This is a genomic window from Pseudomonadota bacterium (assembly GCA_023229365.1).
Taxonomy (GTDB): Bacteria; Myxococcota_A; Polyangia; order JAAYKL01; family JAAYKL01; genus JALNZK01.
On the sequence record JALNZK010000148.1, the window covers coordinates 1 to 12,047 of the forward strand.

14 protein-coding genes and 2 tRNA genes are annotated in these 12,047 nt (G+C 68.1%); 13 read left to right on the plus strand and 3 right to left on the minus strand.

Annotation, left to right across the window (positions count from 1 at the left end; translation table 11 throughout):
- Positions 1 to 157: 157 nt before the first annotated feature.
- The gene (locus M0R80_28225) at positions 158 to 703 is read left to right on the plus strand and encodes an ORF6N domain-containing protein (protein ID MCK9463527.1); all 546 of its coding nucleotides are present in this window, start codon (positions 158 to 160) and stop codon (positions 701 to 703) included.
- On the opposite strand, the gene M0R80_28230 is transcribed toward M0R80_28225, so the two are convergent.
- Positions 704 to 2,116 (minus strand): alkaline phosphatase family protein, encoded by a 1,413-nt coding sequence (locus M0R80_28230; protein ID MCK9463528.1) that lies wholly within the window; start codon positions 2,114 to 2,116, stop codon positions 704 to 706.
- A gap of 183 nt (positions 2,117 to 2,299) precedes the next feature.
- Here M0R80_28230 and M0R80_28235 point away from each other — a divergent pair, with 183 nt between their 5' ends.
- From M0R80_28235 to M0R80_28250, 4 genes are all read left to right on the plus strand, one after another.
- Positions 2,300 to 2,833, plus strand: coding sequence for a hypothetical protein (locus tag M0R80_28235; protein ID MCK9463529.1), 534 nt, complete (start codon positions 2,300 to 2,302; stop codon positions 2,831 to 2,833).
- Between the two features lie 100 nt (positions 2,834 to 2,933).
- Complete coding sequence (locus tag M0R80_28240; GenBank protein MCK9463530.1) at positions 2,934 to 3,998, plus strand: hypothetical protein; 1,065 nt, start codon at positions 2,934 to 2,936, stop codon at positions 3,996 to 3,998.
- Positions 3,999 to 4,073: 75 nt separating this feature from the next.
- Positions 4,074 to 4,646 (plus strand): toxin-antitoxin system HicB family antitoxin, encoded by a 573-nt coding sequence (locus M0R80_28245; GenBank protein ID MCK9463531.1) that lies wholly within the window; start codon positions 4,074 to 4,076, stop codon positions 4,644 to 4,646.
- Between the two features lie 9 nt (positions 4,647 to 4,655).
- A complete protein-coding gene (locus tag M0R80_28250; GenBank protein ID MCK9463532.1) occupies positions 4,656 to 5,060 on the plus strand; it encodes a HEPN domain-containing protein in 405 nt (134 codons plus the stop codon).
- Here M0R80_28250 and M0R80_28255 read toward each other — a convergent pair.
- Positions 5,049 to 5,624 (minus strand): nitroreductase family protein, encoded by a 576-nt coding sequence (locus M0R80_28255; protein ID MCK9463533.1) that lies wholly within the window; start codon positions 5,622 to 5,624, stop codon positions 5,049 to 5,051. The genes M0R80_28250 and M0R80_28255 overlap by 12 nt on opposite strands.
- A gap of 138 nt (positions 5,625 to 5,762) precedes the next feature.
- Between M0R80_28255 and M0R80_28260 the strand changes: the two genes are divergently transcribed.
- The 8 genes from M0R80_28260 (at position 5,763) to M0R80_28295 (ending at position 11,738) form a co-directional block, all read left to right on the plus strand.
- Positions 5,763 to 7,760, plus strand: coding sequence for a hypothetical protein (locus M0R80_28260; protein ID MCK9463534.1), 1,998 nt, complete (start codon positions 5,763 to 5,765; stop codon positions 7,758 to 7,760).
- Positions 7,757 to 8,422: an outer membrane beta-barrel protein gene (locus M0R80_28265; protein MCK9463535.1), complete on the plus strand. Its 666-nt coding sequence runs from the start codon at positions 7,757 to 7,759 to the stop codon at positions 8,420 to 8,422. Before M0R80_28260 ends, M0R80_28265 begins: the two co-directional genes overlap by 4 nt.
- A complete protein-coding gene (locus tag M0R80_28270; protein MCK9463536.1) occupies positions 8,419 to 9,147 on the plus strand; it encodes a hypothetical protein in 729 nt (242 codons plus the stop codon). The genes M0R80_28265 and M0R80_28270 overlap by 4 nt, the downstream gene beginning before the upstream one ends.
- Positions 9,144 to 9,929 carry a TlyA family RNA methyltransferase gene (locus M0R80_28275; protein MCK9463537.1) on the plus strand — a complete coding sequence of 262 codons (786 nt, stop codon included), beginning with the start codon at positions 9,144 to 9,146 and terminating at the stop codon, positions 9,927 to 9,929. The genes M0R80_28270 and M0R80_28275 overlap by 4 nt, the downstream gene beginning before the upstream one ends.
- Positions 9,926 to 10,612 (plus strand): phenylalanine--tRNA ligase beta subunit-related protein, encoded by a 687-nt coding sequence (locus M0R80_28280; GenBank protein ID MCK9463538.1) that lies wholly within the window; start codon positions 9,926 to 9,928, stop codon positions 10,610 to 10,612. Before M0R80_28275 ends, M0R80_28280 begins: the two co-directional genes overlap by 4 nt.
- Positions 10,606 to 11,520, plus strand: coding sequence for a hypothetical protein (locus tag M0R80_28285; protein ID MCK9463539.1), 915 nt, complete (start codon positions 10,606 to 10,608; stop codon positions 11,518 to 11,520). The genes M0R80_28280 and M0R80_28285 overlap by 7 nt, the downstream gene beginning before the upstream one ends.
- Positions 11,521 to 11,584: 64 nt before the next feature.
- A tRNA-Gln gene (locus tag M0R80_28290) sits at positions 11,585 to 11,658 on the plus strand.
- 4 nt (positions 11,659 to 11,662) lie between these two features.
- Positions 11,663 to 11,738: transfer RNA gene (locus M0R80_28295), tRNA-Glu, on the plus strand.
- Between the two features lie 48 nt (positions 11,739 to 11,786).
- On the opposite strand, the gene M0R80_28300 is transcribed toward M0R80_28295, so the two are convergent.
- The coding region (locus M0R80_28300) for a hypothetical protein (GenBank protein ID MCK9463540.1) at positions 11,787 to 12,047 on the minus strand (261 nt) is incomplete at its 5' end.

Here is a 12,047-nt window from a genome sequence, read left to right on the forward strand (position 1 = left end):
CCTCTTCGACGTGCTCCCCCTGCCGCCATCGAGCTTCGCCTTCCCGGGTCCGAGACCCGCGCCAGAACCTCCGGCCAACGATCCACCGGACATTTAGCCTTCACCCCAGGTCAGGAGATCTGGATTCAGATCCGGAGCCGGGCAGCCAGAACGGAGGATGATCGCTGTGAGCGAAACAGATTTGAAACGCTCGAGTGAGCGGTGGAACAATGTCATTCTTTCGGTCCGAGGTCGGAAGGTCATCATCGATGCCGACCTCGCAAGGTTGTACGGCATGACGACCGCTGCGTTGAACCAGGCGGTCCGGCGGAACGCGGGTCGGTTCCCGGAGGACTTCGCGTTTCGATTGACGGCCGCCGAGAGATCCGAGGTGATCACGAATTGTGATCACCTCGAGAAGATCAAGTATTCCAGAATGTTACCGCTGGTTTTCACAGAGCACGGTGCCGTGATGGCCGCCAGTGTCCTCAACAGCGAGGACGCGGTTCGAACGAGCGTGCTCGTCGTACGCGCCTTCGTCGCCATGCGCAGAGCCGCTTCGAACGGGTTCGAAATCGGAGCGAAGCTCAACGAGCTCGAGCATCGCGTCGACGAGCACGATGCCGAGCTGGAGGCGATCGTGAGGGAGATCAAGAACCTGATCCTCGATTCCAAGCCTGCGGCGAAGAGGATCGGCTTTAGGCGTGGTGGCGAAGACGATTGACTACTCGATGTACCCGAGCCCCCGCAGCTTCTCCTGCAGCGCCTCGTTCATCCGCGACGGGATCGGCGCGTCGGAGTGCTTCCAGCCCTTGGAGAGCGCCTTCACCCTCCGGATCGGGTGCCCCTCGAGGAACTCCTTCGAAATCGCCTGCTCGAGGACGCGGCCGGGCATCTCCTCGCCGACCGGCGCGCCGAGCAGCGCGAGCACCGTCGGCGTGATGTCGAGGACGGACGCGCCGCCGAGATCGGCGCCCGGGACGACGTCCTTCCCGGCGATCGCGATCACGCCGGGCGGCGCCCGGTCGTGCGTGCCGCTGCACACGCGCGCGAAGTGATCCTTGGACTTCGGGTCGTACGCGGCGTTCGCGACGTGCCCGTGGTCCGAGACGACGATCACCGTCGCCGTGTCGAGCGGGTAGAGCGCGAGCAGCCGCCCGAGCGCCTCGTCCATGTAGATGTAGTAGTTGCGGATGACGTCCTCGTACCGCGCCACGTCCGCGGCCGGCACGTCCCGGAACTTCTCCGGCGCCATGTACTTCCAGAAGTGGTGCTCCGCGGCGTCCAGGCCGTTCAGGTAGATCGCCGCAAACGTCGGCCGACGCTTCTCGAGCGCGCGCACGCCCGCCTCGAGGAAGCTCGCGTCGATGAGGTACGCGAACTTGAACACCGACAGGATGTCCTCGTCGTCGACGTTCTTCTCGTCGAGGAGATCGGCCCGCCCCTCCGGGAGCTCGAAGAAGCGGGCGAGCTGCTCGCGCGTGATCGAGGTCGGGAGGGCGAGCTCGCCTCCGATCTCGGCGCCGAGCTCTTTAGGCCACACGGCGCGGGGATCGGCCGCGGCCTTCTCGCCCGCCGAGACGTCGAGATCGAGCGCGAGCATGTAGTTGTCGCGGCGCATGTCGTTCGCCTGATCCGAGACGACGAAGCCGTTCACCTCCTCGGCGGGGTAGGTCGCCCACCAGCCTATGACCCCGACGGTCGTCCCCTGGTCCGAGAGGTGGTTCCACAGCGCCTTCACGCGCCGCATGTTGCTCGAGACGATCGCCGTCTTCCCGGTGCCGGGCACCGGCGCCGCGAAGGAGCGGATGCCGTGCACCCCCGGGAGGACGCCGGTCGCGATCGTGGTCCAGATGAGCGGGGAGAGCGTCGGCTCGTACGTCTTGAGGGGCGCACGCGCGCCGCTCTCGAGGAGCTTCGCGAGGTTGGGCAGCGCGCCGTCCTGCAGCAGCGGATCGATGAGATCCCACGTCGCGCCGTCGATCCCGACGAGCAGGAGCGGCCGGGTCACGGGCGCGGGCGGCGGTGGTACCGGCTTCGCGGCGGCGGCCTTCTTCTCCGGCGGCTTCGCGGCGTCATCCGCGCCGCACGCCGCGGCGAGGGAGAGCAGGAGGACGATCGCGAGAGCGCGCGTCATGGGGGTGTTGTAGCACGCCGGCGGGGCGGGGGCGCCTCGAAATCCGGCCTTCGAGCTATTGATGTTGTTGATGCGCGCCTCCTCCAGGTTGTGGTATAGTCTAAACGAATTCGTAGTACGGGGGTCTGTCGGCTCGCAGGGGGTCCTGAAAGCGTTTGAATTTCACGCATCGAGGAGGATGTCATGAGAACGACTCGCTTTTTCTTTGTGGCATTGTTCACGTATCTTTTTGGATTGAGTTCCGCCAATGCTGATAGCAGTCTCTGGTATCAATTTGCGTGTTTTAGAAGTGGGGTATCACCTACGTATAGTATGCAGATGAATTCCGAGCTTACTACCACTACCATTTTTGAGTCATCTTATCAATTGTGCGACAAAGTATGTGTTTACATTCAGGACAAGGATGGTGATGCGACCGATGAAACCGATGGCTTCTATGATATTTCATTACGTCGATACTCAGGAGACCTGGATTCTGACAGTGGGAGTTGGTCGCAATTAAGTAACTACTCTGATCCGGATGACATTGATTTCGTATCAGATTCTGATTTTACCTCATATTGCTGGGAAGATTGGTCGGATGGATATTCATTGGTCTATTACAATTCCACAACTGAGGAAGTCCGGAAAACTGTTTTTTTCTTTACCGATGAGGGTGATATTGTAAGACAATTTGCGGTGGTTTCCTACATGACTTTTAATGACATGTGGCCTTGATTGCAGCGATGAAATACCCGTCTTAGTGACGCTCTACATTGTTCGCATGTTTCCGGATGGAATAGTGGGGTTATTGATGAGGAAAGAAGAGGCAGGGACAATGGAGAATACTAATAGTGTTTTCAGAGCACTGGCAGTTGCGGTAGTTGCATGTACCGTTTCGACTTCATGCTGGGACAGCCATGGAAAAAAAACGACGAGCAGAATCGACACGGACACCGACACAGATTCGGATTCCGACATCGACACTGACGTCGATTCCGATTCGGATTCCGACACCGACGTCGATATTGATACTGATACCGACACGGACGTGGACACAGACTCCGATGCGGACACGGACACGAGCTCCGACACCGACACGGACGACACCGACCCACCCACGGACACGGAGTGCTATTGGGGAGACTTCTTGGTTGCAGACGCGGCCGACGTGGAGGAGCTAGAGCCGTACCTCTGCCTCACGGGCGGTGATCTGACCATCACCGCATCGATGCTGGCGAGCGTGGATCTGCCGAACCTTCAATGGGTCGGTGAGGATCTCATTGTCGAGGAGAACACCGTACTGACGAGCATGGAAGGCCTGAGCGCCCTGCACGACGTGGCGGGTTCCCTGGTCATCGGCGGAAACGCGAGCTTGACGAGCCTCGCTGGGCTCAGCGCCCTCGAATCTGTAGGCGGGGAGTTGATCATCGACGGCAATGCCGCTCTGACGAGCTTGGGCATGGGCTCCCTGCACTCGACATTCGGGAGCTTCAGTGTCGAATTCAACCCCGTCCTGACGAATGCCAACGTGCCCAGCCTCACGTCGGTCGGGGGGAACGCGGAGATCTTCGACAACGACGCCCTAGCAACCCTGGACGGCCTCACCGCCCTCACGTTCGTGGGCGGAAACCTATACGTCTCGGAAAACGACCAACTGATGAGTCTCAGTGGGCTCGGCAACCTCACGGATGTCGGCGACTACCTGTTCATCCAGGGAAACGACTCGCTCTCGAGCCTGGCTCTGGATGATCTCGCGAACTGCCCGAACCTGACCATCATCTCCAATCCGAACCTACCCCAGTGCGAGGCATGCGATCTGGTCGAACAGCTCCTCGAGCCTCCGTTGAGCTTCAACTTCTCGGAGAACGAGCCGGACACCTGCTCCGATGACTGCGCCTGAGGGACGAGTGTGAAGGACTGGTCGGGTAACTCGTTGAGCTAGTTTTAATTTTCCGGAAATGGTACCATGGTACCAATGGCGAAGCCGACCATCTGTTCCGGAAAGTTCCTGCTGCGCGTCGGACCCGATCTGCACGCGCGGCTCGCGGCCGAGGCGAAGGCCGCCGGGCGGTCGCTCAACGCGCACTGCGTGCGGCTCCTGTCCGGCGCAGCGCCGGGCGACAGGCTGGCCGCGCTCGGGCTCGACAAGGCGCTGCTCGACGCGCTGCTCGCCGCGTTCCCGGTCCGGCCGATCGCGGTCGTGCTGTTCGGCTCGTGCGCCCGCGGCGCCGACACCGCGGCGTCCGACGTCGACCTGCTGATCGTGCTGCCGCCGGGCACCCGGATCTCGCGCGACCTGTACCGCGACGCGGATCGGGTGCTCGACTCGGCGGCGTGCGCGCGGGAGCCGAGCCCGCACGTCGTCGCGCTGCCCGACGACGCGGCTGAGGCCGGCAGCCTCTGGCTCGAGGCGGCGATGGACGGCGCGGTGCTCGTCGACGAGGACGGCCGAACGAGCGCCCTGCTCGGCCGGCTGCGCGACGCGGTGGCGGGCGGCGACGTCCGCCGGAGGTTCGTCCACGGCCACCCGTATTGGGTGCGCGACTAGGGAGGGGAGATGCGGAACGACGCGCTGGTGAAGGACTACGTCGCGCGGGCGAAGGCGCGGCTCAAGGCGCTCGCCGTGCTCGAGGCCGAGGGCTCCCACGCGGACGTCGTGCGCGAGTCCCAGGAGGTCGTCGAGCTCGCGCTCAAGGCGCTCCTGCGCGCCGCGCGGATCGAGGTGCCGCGCGTCCACGACGTGAGCCCGCTCCTCGTCGAGCACGCGGAGCGGCTGCCGGAAGCGGCGCGGCTGCACCTCGACGAGCTGGTTGCCGCCTCGCGGAGCCTGCGCCGGGATCGGGAACTCGCGTTCTACGGCAGCGAGGATCTGACGCCGTCCGAGTTCTACGGCCCGGCCGACTCTGCCGAGGCGCGCCGGCTCGCGGGGCGCGTGGTCGAGGTCGTCGCCTCAGCCGTGTGAGGCGGTGGACCGCGCCCGGGACGACTCCTCGGGGACCGGAGTCGGCAGCGGCTGCCCCCACCGGTTGCGGTGCACGCGGCCCTCGAGCGAGACCTCCTTGGGCTCGAGGCGTCGCGCCGGGTAGCCGACGAGCACGAACGAGACCGGCACGACATCAGCGGGCAGCTCGAGCAGCTGCCTGAAGCGGAGCACGCGGTTGCGGATCGGGTAGATCCCGGTCCAGACGGCGCCGAGCCCGAGCGCGTGCGCGGCCAGCAGCAGGTTCTGCGTGAGCGCGGCGCAGTCCTGGACCCAGAACCCGGACACCCGCTCTCGCTCCGGAACGCCGCACACCGCGATGCCGAGCGGCGCCGTCCCCGCCATCTCGACGCTCGAGTGGGAGCGGCCGATCCGGTCCAGCGTCCCGCGGTCGTCCACGACGACGAGCTGCCACGGCTCCGCGCCGCCCGCGGACGGGGAGTGGGCGGCCGCGTCGATCAGCCGATCGACGAGCTCTATCGGGATCGGCTTGTCCAGGAAGGAGCGCGCGCTCCGCCGTTCGATGATTGTCTGCAAGGCGTCCATGGTGAGGAAATCTAAGGTCTCGCCGCGCCCTGTCAAAGGCCCGGGCCAAAATAATAAAAAAAGGTACACTTTTTCGGGACGCGCCCCAAAGCTCCTCGCGCTTCAGGTTTGCCCGCATCGCGTCTATACTCCCCGGCGATGGACGAGGCGGTCGCGAGCGGCGGGAGGCGCGGGCTCCGGGGGATCCTCTCGGGCGCCCTCCGGCGATCCGCGTTCTGGCTGTGCCTCGCGGCGCTCCTCGCGCTCCAGCTCGCGCTGACGGCGTACTTCCTCAAGCCGGCGCTGATCTTCGACGGCGAGCCGATCTCCTGGCTCGACTACGACACGCACATCGAGCAGACCTGGCGCGCCGTCGAGGCGTTCGGCAGGTGGGGGAAGAGCTGGCTGTACGATCCGTACCTGCTCGCGGGCTACCCGAACGGCGCCATCTTCGACGCGGACAACAAGGGCTGGGAGCTGTGGACGTACGCGCTCACCTCGCTCGGGCTGTCGCGGGCGGTCGCGTTCGACCTGTTCATCCTGCTCGTCCACCTCCTCGCGCCGTGGGCGCTCTTCGCCGCGGCCAAGGCGTTCGGGTTCGACAGGTGGGTCGCATTGACCGCCGGGTTCCTCGGCCTCGGCCTGTGGTTCTTCGACGCGTTCCCGCGGTGGTGCTGGTGGATCGGCATGATCTCGTGGGGCGGGGCGGCGCTGCTCGCGACGCTCGCGATCGCGCTGATGTACAGGTTCCTGCGCGACGGCCGGCCGATCCACGCCGTCATCGGCGGGATCGTGCTCGCCGTCGGCCACCTCATCCACCCGTACATCTTCGTCGTCGTCGCGCTCCCGATGCTGGCGATGTACGTCAAGGGGTTCAGGCGGCTCTCCGCCGCGCGGCACGTCGGGGTCCTCTCGATCGCGGCCGTGACGATCGCGGCGAACGCGTGGTGGCTCGTCGTGGCGTTCCGCTTCTGGGAGTACATCCGCGACTCGGGCTACTGCTTCCAGAGCGGCCTCGGGTACCTGCTCACGGACTACTTCGGCCTGATCGGCTCCGATCCGCTCGTCTCGGGCGTCCTCTCCAACCGCACGGCGTTCCGGTTCCTCAGCCTCGCGTGCGCGCTCGCCGCGCTGTTCGTCTGGCGGCGGCGCCGCGACGACCGGTTCATGCCGCTCGGGCTCGGGATCGTCGTCGCGTTCGCCGTGACCTACCTCGGGAGCGCCCTCTGGCTGACCAGGCAGATCCAGCCGCACAGGTTCGTGCTGCCCGCCATGTTCCTCACGGTGGTCCCGGCGGCGGCGTTCATCGTCGAGACGGCGCGCTCCGGCGCGTTCCACAAGCTCCCACGGCTCGCCTGGGCGGCGCTCGGGATCGTCCTGCTCGTCTCCGTCCCGGCGCTCGCGCGCGACGTGCTCTACTACTTCCCGGCGCAGCTCCCGTCGCTTTCGCCGCTCCACGAGGTGATGCCGGTGCTGACCGGCCACTACAAGAACACGCCGATCCCCGGGGCCGGCGCGCACAAGCAGATGGAGCTGCGCCACAGATCGCACTTCGAGGACATGGACGGCCTCGCGCGATTCCTCAACGAGCAGGACGACGGCCAGGGGCGCGTCCTCGTCGAGTGGCACGTGCTCGCCGAGCACCTCGCGTGGCGCACGCGGACGCAGATCCTCGGCGGGTTCGCGCGCAACGAGCAGCACACCTCTGCGAACCTGTTCTACCGCGATCCGGAGGGCCTCCTCCCGAAGGCGGAGCTCGCGCGGTACTTCGAGGACTACGCCGTGAAGTGGGTGATCCTCACGTACGACCGCCGGATCGAGGCTCGCCGCGACATCCTCGAGCCGGTCGGCGGGATCCCTCCGTTCGACGAGAACGGCCGCCCCCGGCACCGCGTGTACCGGACGAGGATCGACCCGAGCTACTTCGCCGAGAACGACGGCCGCGTGGCCGTCGACTACAACGAGATCGCGGTCTTCGGGACGGATCCGGACGCCGACGTCGTGCTCCGGTTCCACTACCTCGACGCGCTCGTTTGCGAGCCCGGCTGTTCGCTCGCGAAGGAGCCGCTCGAGAGGGATCCGGTGGGGTTCATCCGCGTGCCGGCGCCGCACCCCTCCGACTTCCGGCTCGTGAACCGCTACGGGGAGGTGCCATGACCTCCGGAGAGAGGATCCGCGCGGCGCTCGTCGCGGCCGCCTTTGCCGTCGTGGCGCTCGTCCCCGAGCACGCCGGCGCGTCCGAGTGGCAGGGGCTCTTCGGCGTCGAGGTCGGCGGCGGCTACTCGATCGCGTCACCCAGCAAAGCCGCGGTGCCGAGCTCGCTGAACGGCGGAGCGCTCCGGGCGCGGCTCACCTACGGCCTCACCGACGCGTTCGGCCTGGCGATCACGGGCCAGCTCGCCTGGTTCGAGCACCGCAGGCCGGTCTCCGCGCTCGAGTACGAGGACGAGACCGGCGCGCTCGTCTCCGCGCTCGGCTACGGCGACGAGATCGCGCGGACGCGGCTCCAGGATCTCGGCGGGTCGATCATCTACGCGGTGGACGTGCTGCGCGTCGTGCCGTTCCTGGCCGCCGGGATCGCGTCGATGCGCGCCGTGGAGGAGTGCGCGGGCGAGGAGCGCGTGGAGCACGACGTCGTGCTGCGGTTCGAGATCGGCGCCGACTTCCTGGCGCTCGACTGGTTCAGGATCGGGGCGTCGGCGGTGTTCGACATGTTCCTCACGCAGCGCGCGGACTTCACGGCGCAGACGACGATCCTGATCCGCGCGGCGGTGGTCTTCGACTTGGTCGGGGAAGAACCCGAGGAGGAGCGGCGATGACGGCGCGGCGGACGATCCTCGCGGCCGGCGCCGGGCTCCTCCCGCTGGTCGCGCTCGGCTGCAGCGGCCCCGCGTTCGAGCACCCCCTGCCGTCGAGCCCGCTGCTCGCGGCCGAATGGCCGGCGATGTTCGAGGGGGGCGGCGAGGAAGGCGTCGAGGACGGCGGCGCCGGCGCCGGAGCCGGAGCCGGAGGAGAAGGCGTGCGCGCCCGGATGATCGAGGCCGCCAGGAACCTCCTGGACGACACGGCGGATCGGCCCGACTACGGCTACGGCGCGCGGGATCTCGACGAGATCCTCGCGAAGGTCATGCCCGATATCTCGTGGGACGCGTCGAGCGGCCTCGACGATCTCGTCAAGCTCGCGCGCGAGCGCGGCGCCTACCGCACCGACGCCGAGCCGGCGGCCGGCGACGTGGTGCTGTTCCACAACCAGGTCGACCTCGACGCGAACGGCGAGGCCGACGACTGGCTCACGGGGTGCGCCGTCGTGATCGAGGCGGACGGCCCGAGGTTCAAGGCGGTCACGCGGACCGGGCACGCTCCACGAGAGATCGCGGCCTGGCCGGACGGGCCCTCGGCCGCGCGGGTCGGCGGGGAGAAGGCGAACAGCTACGTCAAGATCCCGACCAGGGCCGACCCGAAGGACGCCGAGTACCTCGCCTCCGACCTCTACGCCGGGTACATCGACGTCGAGGCGCTCGAGGCGCAGGCGCCCGATCGGTGAGGATCCCCGTGGCCAAGGTGCGCATCGACAGGCTGGTCGCGCTAAGGGGGCTCGCCCCGTCGCGGGAGCGGGCCCAGGCGCTGATCATGGCCGGCGCCGTGCTCGTGGACGGCAGGCCGGTCGACAAGGCGGGCGCGCTCGTGGACGACGGCGCCAGCGTCGAGGTGCGCGGCGACGACAACCCGTACGTCTCGCGCGGCGGGCTGAAGCTCGAGGGGGCGCTCGACGATCTCGGCGTCGCGGTCGAGGGCAGGGTCGTCCTCGACGTCGGCGCGTCGACGGGCGGCTTCACCGACTGCTGCCTGAAGCGGGGGGCGCGGCGCGTCTTCGCCGTCGACGTCGGCACGAACCAGCTCGACTACTCGCTGCGCCGGGATCCGCGCGTCCTCTGCCTCGAGAAGACGAACGCCCGGGCGATCGCGCCGTCGCTGTTCCCGGAGCGCGCCTCGCTCGCCGTGATCGACGTCTCCTTCATCTCGCTGACGCTGATCCTCGGCCCGACGCTCGCGTGCCTCGAGGAGGGCGGCGAGATCCTCGCCATGGTGAAGCCGCAGTTCGAGGCCGGGCGCGACAAGGTCGGCAAGGGCGGCGTGGTCCGTGACGAGGCGGTGCGCGAGGAGGCGATCGCGAAGGTCGCGGCGCACGCGGCGGGGCTCGGGCTCGAGTGCGCGGGGAGGGCCGACTCCCGGCTCCTCGGCCCCAAGGGGAACCGCGAGACGTTCCTCCGCCTCGTCCGCAGGCGATCCGGGACGGGCGCCGCGGGCCCCGGGAGCTCCGCGTGAGGGTGCGCATCTCGGAGGAGCTGCGGCCGAAGCTCCGCGTGGGCGTGCTGCGCCTCGAGGGGATCGAGGCCCCGCGCGACGGCGGCGACGCCCTGTGGAACGAGATCCTCGCGCGCTGCGCCGAGCTCGCGGCGCGGTACGGCGGCACGTCGATCGGCGACATCCCGGGCGTGCAGGAGTCGCGGCGCCTGTACCGCTCGATCGGGCTCGACCCGACGAAGACGCGGCCGTCCTCCGAGGCGCTCCTGCGGCGTGCGGTCAAGGAGCGCGGGCTCTACAGGATCCACCCGCTCGTCGATCTCGTAAACCTCGTGAGCCTCGAGGAGCTCCTCTCCGTCGGGCTCTACAACGAGGCCAGGATCGACGGCGACGTCGTCACGGTGCGGATCGGCGCGGACGGCTGGCGCTTCGAGGGGATCCGCCGCGGCGAGATCCACGTGGGCGGCCGGTTGTGCGTCGCGGACGCGTCGGGCCCGTTCGGCTCGCCGACCGCGGACTCGCGGCGCACCTCGATCGAGGGCGAGGTCGCGCGCGCCCTCGCGGTGTTCTTCCAGCCGCTCGACGGCTCTGCGGCGGCGCTCGGCGCCGCGCTCGAAAGGGCGGAGGCGCTGGCGGCGGTCCACCTCGGCGCGCGCACGGCCGCGAAGGAGATCGTCGAGGGAAGGGCGGCCGGCGCATGCTGATCGCGGGGATCGACGAGAACGGGCTCGGCCCGCTGCTCGGCCCGCTGGTCGTCACCGGCGCCGCGTTCCAGGCGGCCGCCTACGACCGGGAGCTGTTCTTCTCGCTCGCCGGCCCCGATCTCCCGGCCGCGGACTCCAAGGTGATCTTCTCGCCGCGGCGCGCCGCCGACGCCGAGGACGCGGTGCTGCGCTGGCTCGAGCTGTTCGGGCAGGGCGCGCGGGACACCGCGGCGCTCGCGGAGCGGCTCGTCGCCCCGGCGCCGTACCCCGCCCCATGCCCGGCCGAGATCCCCGGGATCTGCGGCGGGGAGCCGCTCCCGCTCCCGCGAAGCGTGGCGCCGGGATCGAAGGGGCTCGCCCCCGAGGTGCGGGAGAGGTTCTCGAAGGCCGGAGTCGCCCCCTCGTCCGCGGCATCCCACGTCCTGTGCGCCGGGGCGTTCAACCGTGCCCTCGAGGCGCACGGCATGAACAAGCTGCGGCTCGACTTCGCCCTGATGATGAGCGTCGCGCGGCGCCTGTGCGCGGGCGCGGGAGGCGACGCCCTCGTCTTGTGCGGCAAGGTCGGCGGCACCGCGTCGTACGGCCGTTGGCTCGAGGAGGAGGGGCTCGAGGTCGCCGCGGTCGTTTGCGAGGGGCGCGACGAGAGCGTGTACGACGTGCGCGGTCTGGGGAGGCTCCGCTTCCTCCGGGACGGCGACGCGGCGCACCTGCCGATCGCGGTGGCGTCGATGGTGGGCAAGTACCTCCGCGAGCTCGCCATGGAGCGGCTGAACCGCGCGCTCGGCCGCGAGGGGCAGGAGAGGGTGAGCGGCTACCGCGACGGGAGGACGGCGCGGTTCGTCGCCGAGACCGCGGGAGGGCGCGCCGCGGCCGGGATTGCGGACGGCTGCTTCCTGCGCCGCGCGTGAGCGAGTTTTCCGCGTCGACGAGCTTGACAGCCCAGCGCCGTTTGGCTAAATACCCTCGGTTCGTTCGGGGATCGTATAACGGCAGTACGACGGGTTCTGGCCCCGTTAATCCAGGTTCGAATCCTGGTCCCCGAACCAGTTTGGCCCCGTCGTCTAGTGGCCTAGGACGTTGGCCTCTCACGCCGAAAACAGGGGTTCAAATCCCCTCGGGGTCACCAGGGGCAGCCGGGAGATCGGCTGCCCCTTTTTTTTGCTACGATTTTTGGCTACGAGAAGATGAGCCGAAGGAGGTTGCCGGTCGGCGCTGCGCCGGTCGTCGCGCAGCCGCAGCCGTCGTCGACCGCGCCCCCGGGGACGTCCGCGTCGTCCGTGCCCGTGTCGGTGTCACCGTCCGAGTCCGTGTCCGAGTCGGAATCGGAGTCGGAGTCGGAGTCGGAGTCTGCGTCCGAGTCGGAATCCGTATCCGTGTCGGTGTCGGTGTCGGTGTCGGTATCGGTGTCGGTGTCGGTGTCGGTGTCGGTGTCGGT

Bases quoted from the DNA above. Each gene is read 5' to 3' on its own strand.
- M0R80_28225 (MCK9463527.1), top strand. From the start codon at position 158: ATGATCGCTGTGAGCGAAACAGATTTGAAACGCTCGAGTGAGCGGTGG.
- M0R80_28230 (MCK9463528.1), bottom strand. From the start codon at position 2,116: ATGACGCGCGCTCTCGCGATCGTCCTCCTGCTCTCCCTCGCCGCGGCG.
- M0R80_28235 (MCK9463529.1), top strand. From the start codon at position 2,300: ATGAGAACGACTCGCTTTTTCTTTGTGGCATTGTTCACGTATCTTTTT.
- M0R80_28240 (MCK9463530.1), top strand. From the start codon at position 2,934: ATGGAGAATACTAATAGTGTTTTCAGAGCACTGGCAGTTGCGGTAGTT.
- M0R80_28245 (MCK9463531.1), top strand. From the start codon at position 4,074: ATGGCGAAGCCGACCATCTGTTCCGGAAAGTTCCTGCTGCGCGTCGGA.
- M0R80_28250 (MCK9463532.1), top strand. From the start codon at position 4,656: ATGCGGAACGACGCGCTGGTGAAGGACTACGTCGCGCGGGCGAAGGCG.
- M0R80_28255 (MCK9463533.1), bottom strand. From the start codon at position 5,624: ATGGACGCCTTGCAGACAATCATCGAACGGCGGAGCGCGCGCTCCTTC.
- M0R80_28260 (MCK9463534.1), top strand. From the start codon at position 5,763: ATGGACGAGGCGGTCGCGAGCGGCGGGAGGCGCGGGCTCCGGGGGATC.
- M0R80_28265 (MCK9463535.1), top strand. From the start codon at position 7,757: ATGACCTCCGGAGAGAGGATCCGCGCGGCGCTCGTCGCGGCCGCCTTT.
- M0R80_28270 (MCK9463536.1), top strand. From the start codon at position 8,419: ATGACGGCGCGGCGGACGATCCTCGCGGCCGGCGCCGGGCTCCTCCCG.
- M0R80_28285 (MCK9463539.1), top strand. From the start codon at position 10,606: ATGCTGATCGCGGGGATCGACGAGAACGGGCTCGGCCCGCTGCTCGGC.